Below are 20,744 nucleotides of genomic sequence, written 5' to 3' on the forward strand. Positions count from 1 at the left end.
ACTACCAAGGTTTCGCTGCTTGAATTTGTTCAATTGACCCTGGTGCTGCTTGTAAAATTTCTAAACATAAACCATCAGGAAGCTGCAGCCAGTTTTCCCCTTGCGGAAGCTGCTTTACCGGATAGGTGTTGATTTTTTTAAGGACAGCCTGCTGGTCATCCACCATAATTCCTAAATGACCTAGTTTGCCGCTGTGGTGCTTTTCCTGACTTTCGATTAACTGAATTCCTCCATACAGCCATACTTGTTTTGGCTGACCGGGTTCTTCTTTCCTTAAGCGTTCAGTGAAGCTTAAGGTTTGGTAGAAAAAGTCGACATACCATTCGACATCCGTCACGAAAACGGCGATATGTTCAATATACGCTTTAGTCATTGGCGTCACCTTGGCTGTTTTTAGCCTCAATTCCCTTCACACAGGCAGTGAGTGTCTGATTGACTGGCGCTGTTAGCTGAGCCTTTTTTGCCCAACGTACAACTGCGCCGTTGATAAAATCAATTTCTGAACGTTGCTGCTTTTCCAAGCTTTGCAAAATCGAGGTTTTAAATCCGTAAGGCAATCCGGCAGCTGCTTTTTGCCAAATGGCTTGGGGTGATTCTTCAGACAATACAATCTGATGTGCTTTAGCTACCGCAATCGCTTCTTCAATCGCCGCAAAAGCAGTGGCTTCCACCTCTGGTAATTGATAAAGCTCACCATAAGGAAGTCCAGTAATGCCAGCCAGGGCACCAGTGGCTACATTAATCATCAGCTTGTCCCAGATCATCCCTTTGATGTTGCTGCTAATGACGGTAGTGATACCTCCTTCATTCAGTTCCTCAGCAACCTTTTGAATTCGCTCAGTTTGCTGGCCATTCATTTCACCAACGCAAATTTCTTTTCCTTTAATACCAGGAATGACTTTTCCAGGTGCAATTAAAACACCGCCCACATAGGCTTTTCCACCGATAATTTGGCGGGGGTTAAGCTGCTGTTCCAGAATTTCTTCATTGCCTAAGCCGTTTTGTAAAGACAGAACTAGCGTGTTCTCCCCAATTAATGGAGCCGACTGCTTAATCGCTTCCTCAGTAGCAAAAGATTTAACTAATACAATCAGCAAATCCATTTTTTCTAAAGTAGATGGATCGGTAGTAGCTTGGATGGGAATCGCTGTTTCCTTGCCATCTTCCACAAAAATCAGTCCATTTTGATTCATCTGGTCCACATGCTCTTGCCACTGATCCACTAGATAAACTTCTTTACCATTTTGGGCTAAAGTTCCGCCAATAGAACTCCCTAAGGCACCAGCTCCTAAAAAGCAGATTTTCATCGTTCCATATCCTCCTCAGGAATAAATTTCAAAATGTGGATAGCAAAGACACAAATTTCTCCATGTTGATTGAAGATTTCTACATCGGCATAGGTTTTCATTTCAGCTAAATCAACTCTTTTTACTGTATATTTGGCGGTTACGGTATCACCAAAGAAAACTGGTTTTATGAAACGTAGCTTGTCATAGCCATAAGAAACACTAGGAATATCAGCGTTTGCCTGCTGCTGAATCATGGTAGAAGCAGTACAGCCAAAGGAAAAGGTCAGTACTCCGTGAACAATCCGTTCCTTGAAGGGGGTGGTTTTCATAAATTCAGCATTCATGTGCATTTGACTAAAATCACCAGTAATACCTGCGTATTGATAAACATCTGATTCACTGATGGTTTTAGTGTATAAGCAGGTATCATCGACTTTCAAAGGCAATTTTTTTATCATTATTTGTTCCTCCTTGTGGGATGGTTAGTGAGTGTTTGTTTCAGCCATTCTTCTTTAATGCCCATAACGTCTGGCTGAAACAGGCGAGTATCCATGGCCCGCAATTCACTGGAAATACTAGGTCTAAAGGCCATTTGCTGGAGAATGTCCTTCTCCAAATCAATGCCTGGAGCGATTTCAATCAGCTGGACACCTTCACTGGTTAATTGGAAGACCGCCCGTTCAGTGACATAAAGGACTTCTTGGCCTCTAGCGATAGCGTCGCGACCATTAAAGGTAATCTCTGGGACGTCTGCAATAAACTTCTTAAACTTGCCTTCCTCTTGAATCGATAGCTGCTGCTGATCAATGGTTGTTTTCAAGCCTCCAGCGGTTAACGTACCGCAAAAGACTACTTTTTGAGTGTTTTGGCAAATATCGATAAATCCGCCGGTTCCAACAATTTTTCCATTAAAGCGATGAACGTTCACGTTCCCCAGCTGGTCCACCTCTGCGAAACTCAAGAAACAGACATCCAAACCGCCACCATCGTAAAAATCAAATTGTGTTGGCATATCCATCAAAGCACGGCTGTTCAAGGTTGCCCCAAAGAAAATTCCTTGGGCAGATTCTCCTCCAACTGCACCTGTTTCGACAGTCAAAGTGAATTCCTCTTGAAGTCCTTCTTCGCGAGCAATAATTCCGATACCGTCAGCGATTCCTACACCGACATTGCCGACATCACCGGAGGAAACTTCAAAAAGTGCCCGGCGACCTACGACTTTTCGCTGATCTAGCTCAATTAGCTCGGTGGAATCCACGCAGGCCGTAAAATCGCCGGAAAGGAAGCGATTGACGCCGCCAACATAAAGCTGCGACTGCTGCTCATCCACCACCAGTGCATCGACATAAAATCCCGGTATCTTAACCTGTCTTGGATGAAGCGTTCCGGCTTTCACGACCTTTTGTACTTGAACAATGACTTTCCCACCATTATTATGGGCAGCCTGTGCGAGAATCAACGCATCCAGATAGACAATTTCGTCTTCCATTGTAATATAGCCATCCGTATCTGCTGTAGTTCCCCGAATAATTGCGACATCAAGCGGTGTTGCTTGGTAGTAAAGGTACTCTTTTCCATCAATAAGCTGTTTTGAGACCAACTCCTCTGTTGTTTTCTTGTTCAAACGGCCTCCGCTTTGATCAGGATCAATAAATGTTCCTAGGCCTACATGGGTTAAAATTCCCGGCTGCTTCGAGGCGGCAGCTCTGGTTAATTGACAGATAACTCCTTGGGGAAAATTGTAGGCTTCAATTTCGTTACGCTCAGCCATCTCGGATAAACGCGGTGATTGTGCCCAATGTCCACCAATGATTCGCTTAATCATCCCTTGTTTAGCCAAGGGCGACATGCCACGATCATTCCGATCCCCTAATCCAGTGGTATGGATCAAGGTCAAGTTCTGCGGGTGAGTTTCTTCGTCAAAGCGCTGGGCTAATGCAGTGATCAACTGTGTTGGTTCGGTGATTCCGCCACCGGCTCCGCAAAAGCCGACGACATCGCCATCTTTAACTAGGCGAACAGCTTCAGCTGCAGAGATGATTTTAGATCTTTTATCTTTAAGCAAGTTATCCCCTCCTTTTCTCCTAAAGAATAAGGGATCGCTTTCATTAATTCCAATACCTATTTTTCTTCTTTTGATAACTTTTAGTTATTGAATTAGGGTATAATTTAACAAAAGGAAGTGATCACGATGAACCTTCAACAACTACGCTATTTTCTTCATCTAGCCGAAAGCGAAAATATGCAGCAAACCGCCGAAGATTTATTCGTCAGCCAGCCGGCTTTAAGCAAATCGATTCGCAACCTAGAGTCTGAGCTAAAGGTTCAGTTATTTGATCGAATTGGACGCAGAATCAGTCTAAATAAATATGGCCACCTGTTTCAGATGCGGGCAAAACGAGCCCTCAATGAGTTGGATTTAGGAAAAGAAGAAGTTTATGACCGGATTAATGAACAGACTGGACGAATTGATTTAGGATTTGTTTATTCACTGGGGGCAAAATTTATTCCTAGTTTGTTGGCCGATTTCACGAAAAGCAACCAAATAAACATTCGTGGGACACAAAATAATACGAAAAATTTACTCGCTCAACTCCAAGAAGGCAGTTGTGATGTGGTCTTTTGTACCGAGAATACTAATTATCCGGATTTAGAGATTGCTCCATTGTACCAGCAGCCGATTATTTTCATTGTTGGTTTAAATCATCCCCTCTCCAGTGAAAAAGTCTACAGTATCGATGAGCTTTTGGCTTATGATTTTATTTCTTTTCCCGATCAAAGTACGATTCGCCCACAAATCAATCGTTACTTTGCCAATAAGCATCTCTCTCCAAAAATTACTTACGAGGTGGCCGATGATCTGACTCTTATCAGTATGGCTAGTGAAAACTTAGGGGTAGGTATTTTTCCACGTTCCAATATACTAAACAAATTTGAAGTAAGGGAAATCACGATTAATGAATCATTTTTAACCCAAAAAATCTGTCTGGCAACCAATCCGGCACGCCATCAAACACCAGCGGTTATCCGCTTCATTGATTATGTAAAAAACAATGGCTCACGTCTGCATAGCTACATTTGACTCTTGATAAGATATTTCTACTTTTTTTAGTGTAAAGGCTGTCAAAGAATAGCTTTTGATCTATCTTTGCCTATAGTCTACTGGGTTCATTTGAGCAGATAAATTGCATGGTTGTCCAGATGATGGGAAGATAAATAATGTAATCGAATACAGTGAGAGGAGACTTTATTATGACAAAAAGAATTACTGGTAGTTATGCAACAATCGATGAAGTAGAAACAGCTGTACAAACCTTGACAGCCGAAGGGTATCCTAGAGAAAGCATTACGCTGATTGTAGATAAGAAAAATGTTCCCTCTTTAGAATATCAAGATATCCATGTAGAAACTGGCTGGTCCGAAGAAGAACATGACGAAAGCTTATGGGATCGTATTAAAGGATTTTTCGGTGGAGATGATGAGGAAGCGATGCGCCGTGATTATTATGAAACCTATCGAGATGACATCGCCAGAGGCAATATTTTAGTAGCGATAGATACTGACCGTGTTCCCGCTGAATTTGAACATGGAACTGAGACTGTCGGTCAGCCAATTAATGATACAATTATTACAGATACAACGATGGATCGCGCAGCTGTTGCTCCAGTTGACGAGCTTGCACCTGAGGCAGATGTTGTGGGACAACCAATCGATGATAGTACGAATGCTGATGAAGTATTGCGTATGCGGGAAGAACGTTTAGATGTTGAAAAAGAAAACGTTCAAACTGGTGAAGCTGTAGTGAAAAAAGTAGTCACCGAAGAAACGCAAACTGTTGAAGTACCTGTTACTAAAGAAGAATTAGTCATTGAACGCAAATCAGTTGCTGATCAACCGAGCGGAGACGTAAACTTCCAAGAAGGAGAAAGCGAAATTCGCATCCCATTATCCGAAGAACAAGTTCATGTAACGAAAGAACCAGTAGTCACTGAAGAAGTTCGAATTTCAAAACGTGAAGTTCAAGATACGAAGAGTGTTAGTGATACCGTTCATAAGGAGCATCTTGACGTTCAATCATCAGATGACAGCTTAGTACAAGAAGTTGATGATCCAATGGATAAAAGATAATTTAACTATTAGTAGCCTAGTGAAAAATACTTTCACTAGGCTTTTTCCATCTATTATAAAAATAGGTTTTGTTCGTTAAAAATACTGGTAAATTACCAAAAAGGTTACAGTCGTTTAAGACCATAACCTTCTCGGATTAGATGGTAAATATAAGCGCTTCATAAGGAGCTAGTGCTGATTGCATTGTTTGGCGCTTTGGATTGTTTCTTAAAACAAAATTACCTTTAAGAGCCTGTAACTCTGTTGGCATAGCTTGTTCTTCTTTCGAAAAGTTAGCGATCACATACCAAGTAGTTTTACCATGTATCCGTTTATAAATGAATCGGGTCGGATCATCTTCGTACAGCAATTCAAACTCGCCTTCTGTTAATAGATCTTCGGTGTGTCTCAGCTTGATTAATTGTTGATAATACTTGAAGACAGATTTTTCACTCTTTTGGTCGGCTACAACATTAACCGTAGAATAATTCGGGTTCAGCTTAAACCATGGATCAGTTTTACTAAATCCGGCATTTTCACTGTCATCCCACTGCATCGGCGTGCGGGCATTATCGCGGGTAATTTTGTGGACCGCTGCTAGAAATTCTTCTTCGGAGATGGTCTGCTGCTGCTTGACGTAAAAATCGTAATTGCCCCGCAGCTCAATATCTTCGTATTCCTCCAGCTTGAATTTCGGATTGGTCATGCCAATTTCTTCGCCCTGGTAAACAAAAGGAGTTCCCTGCAGCCCATGCAGCACCGTCGCAAAAGCGGTGGCACATTCATAGCGGTATTCTTCATCATTGCCCCAGCGGGAAATTACCCGTGCCCGGTCATGATTTTCAAAATACAAGGCATTCCAGCCTCGGCCCCGCAATTCCTTTTGCCAAGAAGCCAAAATTTTCTTCAAAGCTGGCAAATCCATCGGTTTTAAGGCCCAACGACCATTCACGTCACCCTTTTTCCGATCCACATGCATATGCTCAAAGGTAAAAATCATATCCAGCTCTTCCCTTTTTGGGTCCACCAATAAGTGAGCATCTGTGGATTTAGCTGCTGGTGACTCTCCCACACTCATCATTTCAAAAGGCTTCAAGACCTCCTGATTCATTTCGTGAATAAACTCATGCATCCGCGGACCATTTTGCTGATTCTCGGTGGTAAAATCGCGAGGGTTATCAGGAAAATCCAAGTTTTTTGAAATTGATGTCACTACATCCATCCGCCAGCCGTCTACACCCTTGGTTTTCCAAAAGCGCATCATGTCATAAATATACTGACGCACTGTGGGGTTTTCCCAATTTAAATCTGGCTGCTCTTTGGCATAATAATGGAGATAGTACTGCTGGCGTGACTCATCCCAGCTCCAAGCGGAACCGCCAAAGCTGGAGCCCCAGTTATTGGGAGCTGAACCGTCTGCCTTAGCATCCTTCCAAATATAAAAATCACTGAAATAATTGTCTTTAGACTTGCGGCTTTCCCGGAACCAGACACATTGATCCGAGGTGTGATTGGCTACAAAATCCATCACGATTTTCAGATTTTGAGCGTGGGCTTCCTCAATCAATTGATACATTTCCTCGTTGTTGCCAAACATCGGATCGATCGCCCGATAATCGGCAATGTCATATCCATTGTCTACTTGAGGCGACAAATAAATCGGACTGATCCATAAAGCATCCACCCCCAGCTGCTTCAAGTAAGGCAGCTTCTCGCGAATCCCATTGATGTCGCCAATCCCGTCGCCGTTCGTATCATTAAAGCTCTTGGGATAAATTTGATAAAAGACCGCTTTTTTCCACCACTCTTGCATTTATGCTTCCTCCAATTTTTTCAAGATCCACTGCTGACTGTAAAAATCTTCCTTCACTACATCAATTGCTACACCGAAAGCCATCAGCTCATCACCGTAGCGCTTTTCACCTGTTGGCAGCTGATACAGAGTATTCGCCGACAACCCAGTCAGCTTCAAGCGTTTCGATGGTGAATTAGGCTTGGCATGAATTTGCACATAAGAGATGACTACCTGCTGGTCATCAACAAACAGCCAAGCTTTGGCATTGTCACGAACCGGTACCGCTAAACGATAAAATTTGCCGAGCTGAACCGTGGAGCGGATCGCCTTGAACTGTTGAATCTGTTCTTTGATTTCCACTTTTTCTTCTGCTGGCAGCTTTGATAAATCCATTTCGTAGCCAAAGTTGCCTTGCATCGCCACCACGCCGCGGGTCTTCAAAGGTGTTACCCGACCGATTTGATGATTGGGTACTTGGGACACATGGGCTCCCATGGTAATTGCCGGATAAATCAGTCCGGTGCCTTCTTGAATACTCAAGCGCTCAATGGCATCGGTGTCATCGCTGGTCCAAGTTTGCGGCATGTAATACATCATCCCCGCATCAAAGCGTCCGCCACCGCCGGCACAATTTTCAAACAAAATGTCTGGGAAAGTTTGTGTAACCTGATCCAAGACACGATAAAGTCCCAGCATATAGCGATGGTAGAATTCTTTTTGTTGGATGCTGGTTAGCACATTGGAACCTGGCTCAGTCATGCTGCGGTTCATGTCCCATTTCACATAATCAATATCGTAACGCTGGACTAATTCAGTTAACGTTGCAATCAAATAATCCTGCACCGCTGTATTCGCCAGGTCCAAAACAAATTGTCCCCGTGAATAAGACTTCAAACGTCCGGGCACTTCAATGCACCAGTCAGGATGTTGCCGATACAACTCGCTGTCTTCGGAAATCATTTCCGGCTCCACCCAAATACCGAAGTCCAAGCCAAGCTGCTTAATCTGACGAATAAACGGCTCTAAGCCTTGTGGGAATTTCTTTTGATCCACAAACCAATCACCAAGTGAACTGCTGGTATCATCCCGGTGCCCAAACCAGCCATCGTCTAACACAAACAGCTCTACACCTAAATCTTTAGAAGTCTGAGCTAGCTCCAGCAAGGATTCCTCCTGCAAATCAAAGTAGCAAGCCTCCCAGCTATTCACCAGTACTGGCCGCACTTCTTTTGCGAACTTCGGTGGCAGTAAATGTTCCTGATAGGCATTATGGTATTTGTGAGTTAGTTCTTGTAACCCATTTTGACTGTAAACCAACACGGCTTCTGGCGATACAAAGGTTTCACTCGCATTCAGCTGCCAATCAAATAAACTGGAGTTGATGCCGATTTGCATTCGCACCGCATCCTGCATTTCCACATCGACGGTAGCTTCAAAGTTTCCGCTGTACACCAGGTTCATACTGTAAACTGAACCAGTGGTTTCCGTCGTTTCCTTTTCCACTAAAGCAATAAATGGGTTGTGCTCGTGACTGCTGCTGCCGCGGGTACTTTCCACTCGATAGTTTAATTGGCTCAACGGAGTCCGCTGAATCCCGTTTTCTCTGGCCCATGAACCGCTGAGATGAAGTAAATCCAAGTCACTGGTAGGCAGTTCGACACAGGCGCTGTTCAATTGGTTGATCTCGACGGCATCTTCACCGACATTCTCCAGCTCCACATGGCGGGTGATAATGTCGCCTTCTTCATATAAAGTATAAAACAAGGTCATATCGAGATTTTGATAGCTGTCATGCAGCTGAATTTTCAAGGTTTGGCAATCATCAGACTCCCGCAAACTTGGCAAACCTTCTAATTCTGGCTTCCCTTCAAGAATCTTATGACTGACATAACGAAAATCACTAATTCGCGTCCCGTTTTGAAAAGTCAGCTGATAAGCCGGCTTTCGCAAATCAGAATTGCCAAAGGCCGGATATTCCTGGGGTAAACGCTCCAGTTTGTACTCAGTAATATGATCGGCGTCAGCGATATAGCTGGCCCGTTTAATCTCCTTCAAAACATAATCAGGGAGACGCTTTTCTAAGCGACTCCCCCAATATAGATGAAAAAGATGATTTTGCTCATTTTTTTGGATGAAGTAACTTGTTTGTTTTCCTTGTAGATGGAAAATACCGGTTGGTTCATCGAACGTAATCATTTTTTTCTTCCTTCCTATGCGATACCTAATGCTGACAAGACGATTCCTAAAACGATAATGCCTAACATTAATGCTGTAATGCCGACTTTTTTCTTCAATAAGTAGTAGCAGAACAATGTCAGCAGTAATGGCACAATCCCGACAAAAATCTGATCCAGCATTTCTTGCAGCTTCATAACTGTTTCCCCTTGCATATCAAAGGAAAGTTTTGTCTGGAAGATGACCATCGAGCTAGTCATGGCACCAACCATCATCAAACCAACCATGCTGGCTGCTTTGGTTAAAATACCGATTAAGCCTTCAGAATACAGACGCTCGATATATTTTGAGCCTAGCGAGTAGCCTAAGAAAGCGCCGTAATACCTTGTCAACCATTGAGGAATGTTAAACATCGCCAGGAAAATGATCGGTGCTAACACATTACCGCTAGTAGCCAGGCCGACTGCCAAACCAGCTGAGATCACGCGCCATACACCCCAGAAAATCGAGTCGCCGATGCCGGCTAACGGACCCATCAAACTGGTTTTTACTGCATTGATAGAGGCGACATCGAAGCCGTCTTTTTCAGCATTTTCTTTTTCCATCGAAGCGGCGATCCCCATGATAAAGGAAACCATCGGTACGGTGGTATTAAAGTAAGACATGTGACGGACTAACGCTTCTTTCCGCTGATCCTCTTCCTTGTAAAAGGCATTAATGAAGGGCATCATGGAGTAACAAAAACCGTTGGCTCCCTGCTTGGCCGGATTCACTGACACATACAAGGTTTGCGAGCGCCAAAACATTTGACGAACTAATTTTTTCTCTTCTTGGGTTAAGTCGTTTCCTAGTTTGCTCATGCGAAAAAGTCCTCCTCATCTTGATCCATCCCGTCAGCGGCTTGCACCACCACAGGTTTTGCTTTTTCAATTTTGTTTAACTGGTAATCCCGTTGAGCGATTAAAATGGCAATCACGAAAGCTACCGCGGCTACTGCGACTAGTGGCAATTGAATATAGGCGACTAGGACAAAGCCCAGGAAAAAGAAGACAGCAATTTTGTTTTCCCACAACATCCGTAGAAGCATCGCCATACCAACAGCAGGCAGTAAGTTGCCGGCTACAGAAAGACCATTCATGATAACTTCAGGAATCATGTTCAACGCCGCTTGTACGGCATTAGCTCCAAATAACATGGCGAAGAAAGGAATCAAGGAATAGGCAAAGAACCAAATTGCCCAAACACCAAAGTGCAGGTAGGTAAATTGCTTTTGCTTGCCCTCAGCTGCTAAACGATCGAATACTGGTGCCATGGAACCACTGAATAAGATATAAATTGCTAGTTTAATTTGTTGCCCTAAAATTCCGATTGGCAAGGCTAAGGCAATCGCTGCATCTACGCCGCCGCCTAATTTAATGGCAAAGCCAGTAGCTAAAGCCGTTGCCAAGCCGGGTTCTGCTGCTGAAGCGCCGCCGATATTGATGACGCCCATAAAGATGGTTTCAAGAGCGGCCCCAATCAACAGACCCGTCTGCAAATCCCCCATCAGCAAGCCTAAAAACGGACCGACCACAATCGGTCGAAACAATAGCGAAAATCCAATTAACTCATGTCCACCTACACAGAGGAAGACGACTAATCCTACTAAAAATGCATCCCACATGATGTAACGCCCCTTTTTTTATAGTTTTTGATCTTTAATGATGCTGCTTGCTAAAACCTTGTCTTCACTTGGTACGGCTTGGAAGGCTGTTTCCGGATAAATCTCCACCAATTCCTTTAGTGCCGCAATTTCGTTGTCGGTTAACATTACATATTTGGTGATTTCCTTTTTCTGTTCATTGATCATTTTGCCGGCATTGCCGATATTTACGTATTCAATCGTTGAGATTTCTTTGGCAATTTTTACGGCATCTTCAACGGTTTTCACTAAGACCATTAGATTCATTTCGCTGGCTTTAGGATTTTGCAGCAGCTTCACTGCGCCGTCGATGTCTTTGATAATCGATTTGACATTGCTTGGTACCGCCATTTGCAGAGCCATTTTTTGGGTGTCGTTGCTAGACACTTCATCGTTGGCAATTACCAGTCCCTTTAGTTTTAATTCCTTTGACCAGACCATAGCGATCTGTCCGTGTACTAATCGTTCGTCTACCCGTAATGCTTTTATCATGTGTATTCTCTCCTTTTATTTAAGCGAAGAAATCGTCTTCGCTAATGGTTTCTTCGACTTGCGGTGTCACTAGCTGCATTGCATCTTTACTAGTTTCTAAATAGTGGGCCAGGTTTTCAGGTGTTAACTGGTCTTTGTTCAGCACCACTTCTAACACAACTGGCAAGTTAAAGCCTGCGATAATCTGCACCTGCTTGCCTTCACTGGCTAGTAAAACTTTCTGGTTGACGCTTCCGCCAAACAAGTCGGTAAAAATAATGGCTAATTCATCCTCTGGCAACTCGTTAAAAAAATCTTCCAGCTGTTCATCAATGGGCGGCTCATCCTCCACATAGGCGGATAAAAACGCGATCTCCTGGTTGGGAATAAATAATTCTAAGGTACTTTGTAAGCCCTTGGCAAAATTCCCGTGGGTTGCGATAGCAAACTTGGTCATCTCGTCCCCTCCTTCTCATCTTTATATAAGCAAGTAGCGTGCCAACTTTTTAGTGCTTAGTCTGATGCGGGGTGTTAAGCACAAAAAAATAGTGCTTAACAAACTAAGCACTATTTTTAAGCATTCAGCTATTCAAATCGTATTCTAAGCAGTTCATACATTAACGACAATTCATAATCATCCACAAAGATATTGTATTTGTTCTCTACCGCATGGAAAATATTCTTCGATACCGAGTAAAATTCCTTCCGCTGAGGATCACGAGCATCCTCCTCATTAGACAGCTCCTCTCCTTTTCTTGAACTTACCATCGTTCGCTCAATCATCAAGGCAATATGCATGTACAAGTTTAGCTTGTCCCGACCAGTTAAAGTCAGTTCGTAATACTGCTCGTACTTTTCGACGATTTCTTGAACCTCCTTGATGACAATCTCTGGATTCAAAAATTGCAGCCGAGCACCGATGCCTTCGATGGTGAAGAATTGCAGGAATTGTTCCAGCAGCTTGTTGCAGGCGGTTGCCGATTCGCCGTTTTGCATCAGCAAGCTTTTCACCTGCTGGGCTCCTTCTGGCTCCATCACGTCATAAATATTGATAATCGAAATCTCCTCAAAGGAATCAATATCAGTAGTCGTCAAAATCATTTGGGTATTGGCAAAATAAGCCAGATCGTGAGAATTCAAGGTCTGCTTCAGATCCTTGTAATCCATCGTGATAATTTCGGTATCTTCTGCCAAGCAATCCATCATGATCCGTTTGATTTCCTCTGATAAGCCGGCGCCGGACATGCAGGAAACGATAATGTTGCGGTTTTGCGACAGGCCTTCGTAATATTGGACATTGGTCAGCTCACTGTAGCTTTCGGCCTTTTTGGCAATTTCCTTAAAAGGCAGCTTTTGCTGAACCTGCAGACCGATATCCAAGGCCATGGAAGTGGTCAGATTATTGATAACCATCAAATCGGCATCCGATTGCTTTTTGATTTCCTTGTACATTTGGCTTAAAGAACCCATGTCAAAAAGCAAAATGACTTCCTGATCTCGCCGATTCTGCTTTTGCAAAAAGTTCTCTACTTCAACACTGATTTCCTTAATGGAAGCATCAATCGGCATATCGAAAGCTTCAAACAAATAATTTTGGCACAGACTGTTGACTACCTTTTGAATACTGGAGGCCATACTGCCATGAGACAAGAGCAAGCAGAAAAAGGGAATCTCTTCAATCTGCTGGTACTCTTCTCCTAAAAGGACAAACAGTAGCAGGCCCTGCAGCACCTCTTTCCCCGCTTCCGCAATCGCAAAAGTCGCTTGCAGCGACTCCACCAATTCGCCAATTAAATAGAAGGAACGGGGATACGCAGCTTTAATTTTCCCAACCAGGTTTTTGTCAATGGCGGCCTGCTCGGCTTCAAGAAACAGCGACAGGACCAAAGCTGCTTCCTGAACCTCTTCTTCGGTAAGGGAATTGAAAATGCCGTAGCGATTTTTGAACATCGTAATCTGCTGCAGCAATTTCTGCGTAAAAGTATCGATAATTAGTGCATTCAGTTGATTAGACTGCAGCTGGCGGCGAATTTTTTTCAGTTCCTTGCGAATCAAGAAGCGGCACTCGTTCATGTCACCGATTTTTTCCGCCACAAAAACCTCATCTAGCAGCTGCTGGAAGCTGTGCTCAAACAATTCTTCGGTTATTTTAGCAGAGACCGTGTCTTTATCTAGCTGAATGACCCCTTCATCAGACTCACCTAGCTGAATCACCGGCTCGTTTTGTTGTTCCATGAAGGCCCGAGCACACAGTAGGCGCACGCGATTTTTCAAATCACCGAGATTTCCCTTGTAGTGCTGATTAATTAATTGAAAGACTTCAGCTAAGCCCACTTCAAAATCCTTGTCCAGGTTGCCAGCTTCCCGCACAAAGTTGTCGAAGGTAATTTCCAGGCGCTCATGAATCGGCCGCTCATGAAAAGCCGGTAATTGAATCGTCATCGGCACCCGTCGGCGGAAGGTTCGCAGCAGCGACTCATCCAGCGATTCTGTGGTTGCGAAAATAAAGCGTAAATCTACTTCCACCGCTTGTTCTTTTTCACCTAAGGGATAGTATTGTCCCAAATCCAATAGCGTAAACAATTTCTCCTGATTTTCACTGTTTAAGCGATGGACCTCATCTAAAAAGAGGAAGCCGCCATCCGCTTGTTTCACTAAGCCTTCTGTATCCTGATCAGCACCGGTGAAGGCACCCTTGCGGTAACCAAACAGCACCGAGGATAACAGCTCCGGATTATTGGCATAATCGGCACAGTTTAAGGTTACAAAATGCGCCTCGGCAGCGATAGCTTTTTCTTCAACGGCATATTGATGGATCAAAGAAGCCAAGTAGCTCTTCCCTACCCCTGATTCACCGGTGATTAGAATCGGGAATCCTTTCGGCGGATAGGTCACCGCCGCCTTGCATTCGTCAATTTCTGCCTTTAAGCTGCCGTTGGCTCCAATAAAGGCCGCAAACGCCTCCTTTTTCGTGGTCGTGGTGATTGGTTGCCAGTACACCGGCCGAGTGCCGCTTTTTTCCACTAAGCCTTCGTTTAACAGCTGGGAAAGATAGGTTGTCACCACGTTGCGGCTGAGATTGGTGCTCTCGGCTACGTCGTTGGTGGTCACCTGCGCCTGAAGCTGTACTAATTCCTTTAAATGATCCAGTACTACGTAACGGGATCGCTTCATTCAAACCAACTCCTTTTTCTATTCGTTGGGAATCTAATATTTAACTTGCTTGCATTTCTCATTACTATTATTAAAACACAGAGTTGGTTGAAGATCGATACCTGTTTTACTAGTCGCATCAAAGTTGTGGAGTGTGGCTCGTCTCGGCCGAAATGCTGTAGATCCCCAAATAATCAACGGACCGGTCAAAAAGATGATGCATTGGCTAACGCTTTCGCCTTCTCCGTGAACTATATTAAAAGAAAAACGTCCCGACGCTATTACTAGCATCATGAACGTTTATCATTTAACCAATCAATTCTTTTACTGCTTCTTCTCTGCTGCTCAATGGATGTCCTAAAACTTTTTCAAAATCATCTGAAGCCACATCCAATACATCATTGCTGATATCCTTTTGGAAGCCTAAGAAGACCTCGGCAACTTCCTTCGGTAAACCTCCAGCTGTTAGATTTTCGACAAACCCTTGATCATCGGCTGAAGTAATCTCAATTTCTTTGTCCGTCACCTTTTGTAACGCTTGTCCCAGCTCTTCATAAGTAATCGGTGTGCCTGAAAGCTCTAAAATTTCCGGTGCATCCGCTCCGGCCAACACTTTTGCAGCTGCTTCCGCATATTCTCGGCGCAACGCCCAGCCGGTTTTACCATTTCCAGCAGCATAGACAAATTTGCCATTGGCTAAAGCTGTTTGCAGCAAGGGTACTTCGTTTTCCAAATACCAATTGTTTCGTAAGATGGTGTGAGGAATTCCTGATGCCGCAATCACTTTTTCGGTATACACATGATCATCAGCTAAAGAACTAGTTGATTCCACCGCATTGGCCAGGCTAGTGTAAGCCAGAAATGATACACCTGATTTTTTTGCGGCGTTTACTACGTTTTCGTGCTCTGCTTGGCGATTTCCAGGTGCCCCAGACACTAACAATACACGGTCGATCCCAGCCAAGGCTTTTTCCAATGAGTCTGAATCGCTATAATCACCGATCCGTACCTGGAAGCCTGTCTCTTTCAGTTGTGCTGCCTTTTCTTCACTGCGTGCCAAGGCAAAGATTTCTTCAATTGGAACCAAGTCCTTCAAATAATTTAACACTTTCCCACCTAATTCACCGGTTGCTCCTGTTACTAAGTATGTCATTTTCTTCACTCCTAATCCTTTATTTTTTTGTAAATCGTCTAGCTGTACATTTATAATTTACACCTTTAGCTTATCGGTTGTGCTACAATAAGTCAAGAGATTTATTTACAAGGAGGAAAAAAATGAAGTACTCGATGCAGTTTAGTGACGCCATTCATATTTTGGCTTACATCGAAATTTACCAGCAGACCGAGTTTCTTTCCAGCGAAATGATCGCCCGCAGCATTGAAACCAACCCAGCCAACGTGCGAAAAATTATGAGCAGCCTGCGTAAAGCTGGTCTGATTTTGACGAAAACTGGTAAGGCTCAACCAACATTGGCAAAGCCGCCAGAAGAAATAACCCTGCTGGACATTTATCGCAGTATCGATGGGGAAACGAATCTAATCCAAGTCGATCCCAAAACCAACCCGGCGTGTGTCGTCGGAGCCAATATTCAGGATGTATTGACCGAAACCTATAGTCAGCTACAGGCCACCGTTGAAGCGGAGATGAAAAAAATCACCTTAGACTCTCTGCTGCAAAAGCTAGCCTTGCAAGAAACCGAAAAACGACCAGAAAATCGCGAGTTGCTGGCGAAATTTCTATAATAAAAAGCGCTAGACGTTTTTGCAATCTTCAGCTGGTTAGCGTTGAACTAACTGTTTGAAGTCGCAAACTGTCTAGCACTTTTTTTGTTAAAGGATTGTGGTCAATTGCTTAATGGTTTCATTGGCTTCCATCACTACATCTTCAATAATCTTTTGCGCTGGTTTAATCTTATGAACCAGCCCGGAAATCTGCCCGGCCATCACTGAACCATTTTCGATATCGCCGGCGGCCGCTTTGCGGGCCGAGCCTAGAGTTAGTTTCTCCAGCTGTTCAAAGGGCATGTCTTCCTTTTCCCATTGCTGGTATTGGGCGATCATATTGTTTTTGAGACTGCGCACCGGAGCAACACCGCTGCGGCCAGTTACTACTGTGTCCAGCTCGCCGGCATTCGCCACGAATTCTTTGACGTTATCTGGAATAGGGCATTCCTCTGCTAGTAAAAAGGCCGTGCCCATCTGAATTCCTTGAGCACCTAAAGCTAATGCTGCTGCCATGCCTTGTCCGTTGGCAATCCCGCCGGCCGCAATCACTGGAATATTGACCGCTTGCACCACTTGAGGAACCAACACCATGGTGGAAAGCTCACCAATGTGTCCACCAGCTTCTGATCCTTCTGCCACGACAGCATCCACGCCTAAATCTTCCATCTTTTTAGCCAATTTGGCACTAGGCACGACGGGCACAACTTTAATTCCTGCTTCTTTTAATTGCGGCATATATTTTTTCGGTGTTCCAGCACCAGTGGTTACAATTGGAACTTTTTCTTCTATTATAATGTCGACTAATTCAGGCACGTTTGGCGCCATCAGCATCAAATTAACAGCAAATGGCCGATCCGTCAGTTTTTGGCAGTCTCGGATTTCTGTTCGCAGTTCTTCAGCACTCATACCACCGGAAGCAATAATGCCTAGCCCACCAGCATTGGAAACGGCGGCTGCCAATTGGTGGCGGGAAATTTGAGCCATAGCTCCTTGGAAAACAGGGTATTTTAGATTGAATAATTCAGTGATCGCTGTCATAAATTTCGTCCTTTCCCTTCTCTTACAGTTACCATTATACACGACTATTTTTTGCGGTGCTGTTTTAGTATAATGAAACAAACGAAGCAAAAAGGAGAAAAAATGCAAAAACAGTTGATTAATTGGTTAGGATTATTGGGATTGGTCAGTCTGCTTTCTTATACAGCGGCGGTGGTATTCAGCCCGCTGGCATATCCAGGGTACAATTGGATGGCTCAGGCAGTGAGTGATTTGAGCGCCTCAAGTTCGCCGTCGTTGCTGCTGTGGAATCAGCTTTCATCGTTGTATGGCGTGTGCGGCATACTTTCGATTATGATGGTTTGTGTCTTTATTCAAGGAAAGCTCACCAAAGGATTGCGCATTGGAATCTATCTTTTTGCGGCAATGAACTGGGTTTCCACGGTGGGGTATATGATGTTTCCGCTGACGGAAAGCGGTTATGCCGGCAATCTGCAGGACGCGATGCACGCTGCGGTAACAATCCTGGTGGTATTGCTTTCGATTGTCTCCCTGTTGACGATTATCGTTAGCGGGTTTCGCAGTAAGCACTATCGCTCGTTAGCCGTCTGGGCAGCTGCAGCCTTCTTACTGATGATGGTGGGAGCAATTGGTGTGGGAACTGTTCCGCCTGCCTACTTTGGAATTGTCGAACGATTTAGTGTTTTTGCGGCGACTGGGTTTAATGCTGTTTTGGGAGTTTATTTGTTTTTAGGGTTTGAATAGCAAAAAGAGCCGCTGTCTGACAGAACTCATCAGACATCGGTACTTTTTTTACTACGAAATACTCACTACCGCTTCATTTTGATCCAGCGCCAGCAGCAAACTGTAAACTGCTCCATACAAATTAGCCTGATTTTCAAATTTAGCTTTTTTAATCACTGGCCGGACAAAAGTCTGCTTCAGCAATGGCAGCTCATCAAGTAATTGATCATACTGCTGATTGATTGTCTCTACCACCAATGGTTGACCGCTGATGCCGCCGCCAATGGCATAAGCAGTGCCGTCAATTACCGTTTGGATGTTTAAAATGGCAACTGCTAGCCGATGACAATAACGAGTAAACAACGGCAGCGCTAGCGAATTTCCCTGATTCAGTTCTTGAAAGACTCCTTTACCGTCCTTCTTATCCGGCAGATTCAGCTGTTTGGCAATGGCTTCGATCATATTGACCGCCGACCCGTTGACACCCAACAGCTTGTCCATACCGGAAAGGTGGTCTTCATTAATCATGAAGCTTAACTCCCCTGCCTGAAAATGACTACCCTTTAGCAGCTTTCCGTTGACGACAATACCGCCGCCGACCCCCGTCCCTAATATTAAGGTAGCGCAGGTATCGATATCCTTTAGACTGCCTAACCAGATCTCGGCTAAGGTAGCAGCTTTCCCATCATTTTCAACAGCCACTGGCAGCTGATATCTTCGTTCCAGCAGCTCCTTTAAACAAACACCGTCCAGAAAAGGCAGCGATCCACCAAAATAGATGGTACCGGTTTTCGTTTCTACCTTGCCCGGGACACTGACACCAATGCCGCGAATGAAGCCAGCATAAGGATCAGCAAGCTGATAGACAGCCTCTAAAAATTCCTCCAAGCCGCTCACTGGTGTCGGCAGACAGCTGCATTCCGTTAAATTGCCGGAATGATCCAGCACGCCGTACTTAATATTTGTTCCTCCAATATCGATGCTTAGGTAATTACTCATGAGTAAACCAGTCCTTCTTAATTTAATAGATACTTTTGAATCAGGTAAGCCGGAGTGCAGCTCCAGGCATGACAGTAGCTGCTGATGATGGTGCTGCCATAAGGCGAATAATTGGGATCGTTGGGATCAAAGGCCTCCCAAAAGGTGTCCGCCCCCATTTCGATCATTTTGCCCCAATAGGTTTTCATCAGCTGAATCGCATCGTCAGCCAGGTCCGCTTCAAAAAGGGCCTGCACCACATGGTGATACATATAAGGTGTGGCAATGCCGGTAATTGGAAACAGCTGCTCTAACGTAGCAGTCATAATTTGCTGGTTCTGTTCTTGAGAGAATACCCCAGCTAAGACCATCCATACTTGGCTGGCAATATTGTACTCACGAGCTTCCCCAGAAACAAACAGCTGTTGTTCATGATCAAATAATTCATGCTGGGCATAGTGAATGAGTTTGTCTAAAGCTTCTTGATAAGCCGAGGCATCCTTTTTCATCGTTTCAGTCAAAGTGATAAACTGCTTCAAAGCATAAATAGTAATGGCTTGACCGGCGGTGGTTTTATCAAAAGCCGAGGACCAGTCAATAAACACCGGATAATCCGCAGTAAATTGCATTTCACCTGCGGCGGTCATTTGAGCCAACGACAGATCCATTTGTTTCTTCATCACTGAGTATACATCCGCCAATAGCTCTCGATCATGAGTAAACTGCTGATAATCATAGACACTGGAAATGAAGAACAAGCTATAATCAAACAAAAAAGTATCATCTTGAATCGGACGAGGTTTTACAAACACATTAGCAGTAATTTTTCCCTCTTCAGTAGTCATTCCGGCAAACAAATACAAGCAGCGCTTCACTAATTCCAGATCGCCGAAGGTACTGTAATTTGCCAAGGCCTGCAGGCGCAAATCCCCCAGCCACAAACGACGATCCCGCTTAGGGCCATCTTCAAAAACATCCTGCATACAATCCTCCAGCGTCTTCACACTGACATCATAAATGCGCTGCAGCTCAGGATCGGCCACGGTTATTTGCGGCAAGGCTTCTGTGGTAGCGGATGTCTCACTGATAACGTATGGATTACTAAAGACTGCCTGCCATTTTGGAGAAGTAGCAATTACCTTGATTTCTACATAACGGAAGCTATAGCGTCTTGGCATTACTAGCTGATAAGGCAGCTCGTCTAAATGAATGAACTCTTCCTGAATCCACGAACGGCTTAACCAGCCATCATAATCTTCTGAATTGGCGGCAAGCTCAGCCGGCACTTCAGCGAAGCGCAGTCGCAGATACAAAGGTGCATCCATCGGCGAACCCACGGAGTCAATATCAATTCCAAAGCTGCCTACATAATGGTCACCAAAATCAAGAATGAAGCTCTCGCCATTATCAACTGGCATGCTGCTTAACTCGGCAATCTTCTGCTCTGCTGCAGCCATTCCCCAGCCGCTTAAAGCCTGCTGGTCCTCCTGCAACATTACCAGACCAACTGCTTCTCGTTTGGTTTGCTGGATCATTGGTTTATTGGTTTCTGCTTTAGCTAACAGCTCCTCATTGTGTAAAAATTTCACGTCGCGATTGATTTGAACTTGTGTTGTCATAGTTTTTCCCT

Annotated in this window: 19 protein-coding genes; 4 read left to right on the forward strand and 15 right to left on the reverse strand. The window is 44.2% G+C overall.

Features of this window, described 5'->3' with window-relative positions:
• Window position 1 precedes the first annotated feature (1 nt).
• Genes IGI42_RS17110 through IGI42_RS17125 form a run of 4 tightly spaced genes read right to left on the reverse strand, consistent with a single transcriptional unit; the run spans window position 2 to window position 3,354 of the window.
• Window positions 2-373, reverse strand: a complete 372-nt coding sequence (locus IGI42_RS17110; RefSeq protein ID WP_438717183.1) for a VOC family protein — start codon at window positions 371-373, stop codon at window positions 2-4.
• Window positions 366-1,307: a ketopantoate reductase family protein gene (locus tag IGI42_RS17115; protein WP_438717184.1), complete on the reverse strand. Its 942-nt coding sequence runs from the start codon at window positions 1,305-1,307 to the stop codon at window positions 366-368. Before IGI42_RS17115 ends, IGI42_RS17110 begins: the two co-directional genes overlap by 8 nt.
• Window positions 1,304-1,747, reverse strand: coding sequence for a MaoC family dehydratase (locus IGI42_RS17120; protein ID WP_438717185.1), 444 nt, complete (start codon window positions 1,745-1,747; stop codon window positions 1,304-1,306). The genes IGI42_RS17115 and IGI42_RS17120 overlap by 4 nt, the downstream gene beginning before the upstream one ends.
• Window positions 1,747-3,354 carry an acyl CoA:acetate/3-ketoacid CoA transferase gene (locus IGI42_RS17125; protein WP_438717186.1) on the reverse strand — a complete coding sequence of 536 codons (1,608 nt, stop codon included), beginning with the start codon at window positions 3,352-3,354 and terminating at the stop codon, window positions 1,747-1,749. Before IGI42_RS17125 ends, IGI42_RS17120 begins: the two co-directional genes overlap by 1 nt.
• A gap of 126 nt (window positions 3,355-3,480) precedes the next feature.
• Between IGI42_RS17125 and IGI42_RS17130 the strand changes: the two genes are divergently transcribed.
• Window positions 3,481-4,371, forward strand: a complete 891-nt coding sequence (locus tag IGI42_RS17130; RefSeq protein ID WP_438717187.1) for a LysR family transcriptional regulator — start codon at window positions 3,481-3,483, stop codon at window positions 4,369-4,371.
• 170 nt (window positions 4,372-4,541) lie between these two features.
• A complete protein-coding gene (locus tag IGI42_RS17135) occupies window positions 4,542-5,417 on the forward strand; it encodes a DUF2382 domain-containing protein (protein WP_438717188.1) in 876 nt (291 codons plus the stop codon).
• Between the two features lie 136 nt (window positions 5,418-5,553).
• Here the strand turns inward: IGI42_RS17135 and IGI42_RS17140 are convergent, their stop codons facing one another.
• The 8 genes from IGI42_RS17140 to IGI42_RS17175 all read right to left on the reverse strand — a co-directional run bounded on the left by IGI42_RS17140 (window position 5,554) and on the right by IGI42_RS17175 (window position 15,824).
• Entirely contained in the window at window positions 5,554-7,209 is a 1,656-nt protein-coding gene (locus IGI42_RS17140; RefSeq protein ID WP_438717189.1) for a glycoside hydrolase family 13 protein, read from the reverse strand.
• The gene (locus tag IGI42_RS17145) at window positions 7,210-9,387 is read right to left on the reverse strand and encodes an alpha-galactosidase (RefSeq protein ID WP_438717190.1); all 2,178 of its coding nucleotides are present in this window, start codon (window positions 9,385-9,387) and stop codon (window positions 7,210-7,212) included.
• 14 nt (window positions 9,388-9,401) lie between these two features.
• Window positions 9,402-10,226: a PTS system mannose/fructose/sorbose family transporter subunit IID gene (locus IGI42_RS17150; protein WP_438717191.1), complete on the reverse strand. Its 825-nt coding sequence runs from the start codon at window positions 10,224-10,226 to the stop codon at window positions 9,402-9,404.
• A complete protein-coding gene (locus IGI42_RS17155) occupies window positions 10,223-11,029 on the reverse strand; it encodes a PTS mannose/fructose/sorbose/N-acetylgalactosamine transporter subunit IIC (RefSeq protein ID WP_438717192.1) in 807 nt (268 codons plus the stop codon). The genes IGI42_RS17150 and IGI42_RS17155 overlap by 4 nt, the downstream gene beginning before the upstream one ends.
• Window positions 11,030-11,047: 18 nt before the next feature.
• The gene (locus tag IGI42_RS17160; RefSeq protein WP_438717193.1) at window positions 11,048-11,539 is read right to left on the reverse strand and encodes a PTS sugar transporter subunit IIB; all 492 of its coding nucleotides are present in this window, start codon (window positions 11,537-11,539) and stop codon (window positions 11,048-11,050) included.
• 19 nt (window positions 11,540-11,558) lie between these two features.
• Window positions 11,559-11,975, reverse strand: a complete 417-nt coding sequence (locus IGI42_RS17165; RefSeq protein ID WP_438717194.1) for a PTS sugar transporter subunit IIA — start codon at window positions 11,973-11,975, stop codon at window positions 11,559-11,561.
• 128 nt (window positions 11,976-12,103) lie between these two features.
• A complete protein-coding gene (locus IGI42_RS17170) occupies window positions 12,104-14,692 on the reverse strand; it encodes a sigma 54-interacting transcriptional regulator (protein ID WP_438717195.1) in 2,589 nt (862 codons plus the stop codon).
• 286 nt (window positions 14,693-14,978) lie between these two features.
• Window positions 14,979-15,824, reverse strand: a complete 846-nt coding sequence (locus tag IGI42_RS17175; RefSeq protein ID WP_438717196.1) for an SDR family oxidoreductase — start codon at window positions 15,822-15,824, stop codon at window positions 14,979-14,981.
• 122 nt (window positions 15,825-15,946) lie between these two features.
• On the opposite strand from IGI42_RS17175, the gene IGI42_RS17180 reads away from it, so the two are divergent.
• Window positions 15,947-16,414 carry an Rrf2 family transcriptional regulator gene (locus IGI42_RS17180; RefSeq protein ID WP_438717197.1) on the forward strand — a complete coding sequence of 156 codons (468 nt, stop codon included), beginning with the start codon at window positions 15,947-15,949 and terminating at the stop codon, window positions 16,412-16,414.
• An 87-nt stretch (window positions 16,415-16,501) separates the two neighbouring features.
• On the opposite strand, the gene IGI42_RS17185 is transcribed toward IGI42_RS17180, so the two are convergent.
• A complete protein-coding gene (locus IGI42_RS17185; RefSeq protein ID WP_438717198.1) occupies window positions 16,502-17,434 on the reverse strand; it encodes a DUF561 domain-containing protein in 933 nt (310 codons plus the stop codon).
• Window positions 17,435-17,506: 72 nt separating this feature from the next.
• Here IGI42_RS17185 and IGI42_RS17190 point away from each other — a divergent pair, with 72 nt between their 5' ends.
• Complete coding sequence (locus IGI42_RS17190) at window positions 17,507-18,157, forward strand: DUF998 domain-containing protein (RefSeq protein WP_438717200.1); 651 nt, start codon at window positions 17,507-17,509, stop codon at window positions 18,155-18,157.
• Between the two features lie 51 nt (window positions 18,158-18,208).
• On the opposite strand, the gene IGI42_RS17195 is transcribed toward IGI42_RS17190, so the two are convergent.
• Both IGI42_RS17195 and IGI42_RS17200 read right to left on the reverse strand, forming a co-directional pair.
• Window positions 18,209-19,135: an ROK family protein gene (locus tag IGI42_RS17195; RefSeq protein WP_438717201.1), complete on the reverse strand. Its 927-nt coding sequence runs from the start codon at window positions 19,133-19,135 to the stop codon at window positions 18,209-18,211.
• Window positions 19,136-19,152: 17 nt separating this feature from the next.
• Window positions 19,153-20,733: an alpha-L-rhamnosidase-related protein gene (locus IGI42_RS17200; protein ID WP_438717202.1), complete on the reverse strand. Its 1,581-nt coding sequence runs from the start codon at window positions 20,731-20,733 to the stop codon at window positions 19,153-19,155.
• Between the last annotated feature and the right edge of the window lie 11 nt (window positions 20,734-20,744).

It is taken from the genome of Enterococcus sp. AZ109, from assembly GCF_051714625.1.
Lineage (GTDB): Bacteria > Bacillota > Bacilli > Lactobacillales > Enterococcaceae > Enterococcus_A.

Excerpts from the sequence above, each read along its gene's own strand:
- IGI42_RS17110 (WP_438717183.1), bottom strand. The coding sequence starts at position 373 with ATGACTAAAGCGTATATTGAACATATCGCCGTTTTCGTGACGGATGTC.
- IGI42_RS17115 (WP_438717184.1), bottom strand. The coding sequence starts at position 1,307 with ATGAAAATCTGCTTTTTAGGAGCTGGTGCCTTAGGGAGTTCTATTGGC.
- IGI42_RS17120 (WP_438717185.1), bottom strand. The coding sequence starts at position 1,747 with ATGATAAAAAAATTGCCTTTGAAAGTCGATGATACCTGCTTATACACT.
- IGI42_RS17130 (WP_438717187.1), top strand. The coding sequence starts at position 3,481 with ATGAACCTTCAACAACTACGCTATTTTCTTCATCTAGCCGAAAGCGAA.
- IGI42_RS17135 (WP_438717188.1), top strand. The coding sequence starts at position 4,542 with ATGACAAAAAGAATTACTGGTAGTTATGCAACAATCGATGAAGTAGAA.
- IGI42_RS17140 (WP_438717189.1), bottom strand. The coding sequence starts at position 7,209 with ATGCAAGAGTGGTGGAAAAAAGCGGTCTTTTATCAAATTTATCCCAAG.
- IGI42_RS17145 (WP_438717190.1), bottom strand. The coding sequence starts at position 9,387 with ATGATTACGTTCGATGAACCAACCGGTATTTTCCATCTACAAGGAAAA.
- IGI42_RS17150 (WP_438717191.1), bottom strand. The coding sequence starts at position 10,226 with ATGAGCAAACTAGGAAACGACTTAACCCAAGAAGAGAAAAAATTAGTT.
- IGI42_RS17155 (WP_438717192.1), bottom strand. The coding sequence starts at position 11,029 with ATGTGGGATGCATTTTTAGTAGGATTAGTCGTCTTCCTCTGTGTAGGT.
- IGI42_RS17160 (WP_438717193.1), bottom strand. The coding sequence starts at position 11,539 with ATGATAAAAGCATTACGGGTAGACGAACGATTAGTACACGGACAGATC.
- IGI42_RS17165 (WP_438717194.1), bottom strand. The coding sequence starts at position 11,975 with ATGACCAAGTTTGCTATCGCAACCCACGGGAATTTTGCCAAGGGCTTA.
- IGI42_RS17170 (WP_438717195.1), bottom strand. The coding sequence starts at position 14,692 with ATGAAGCGATCCCGTTACGTAGTACTGGATCATTTAAAGGAATTAGTA.
- IGI42_RS17175 (WP_438717196.1), bottom strand. The coding sequence starts at position 15,824 with ATGACATACTTAGTAACAGGAGCAACCGGTGAATTAGGTGGGAAAGTG.
- IGI42_RS17180 (WP_438717197.1), top strand. The coding sequence starts at position 15,947 with ATGAAGTACTCGATGCAGTTTAGTGACGCCATTCATATTTTGGCTTAC.
- IGI42_RS17185 (WP_438717198.1), bottom strand. The coding sequence starts at position 17,434 with ATGACAGCGATCACTGAATTATTCAATCTAAAATACCCTGTTTTCCAA.
- IGI42_RS17190 (WP_438717200.1), top strand. The coding sequence starts at position 17,507 with ATGAAACAAACGAAGCAAAAAGGAGAAAAAATGCAAAAACAGTTGATT.
- IGI42_RS17195 (WP_438717201.1), bottom strand. The coding sequence starts at position 19,135 with ATGAGTAATTACCTAAGCATCGATATTGGAGGAACAAATATTAAGTAC.
- IGI42_RS17200 (WP_438717202.1), bottom strand. The coding sequence starts at position 20,733 with ATGACAACACAAGTTCAAATCAATCGCGACGTGAAATTTTTACACAAT.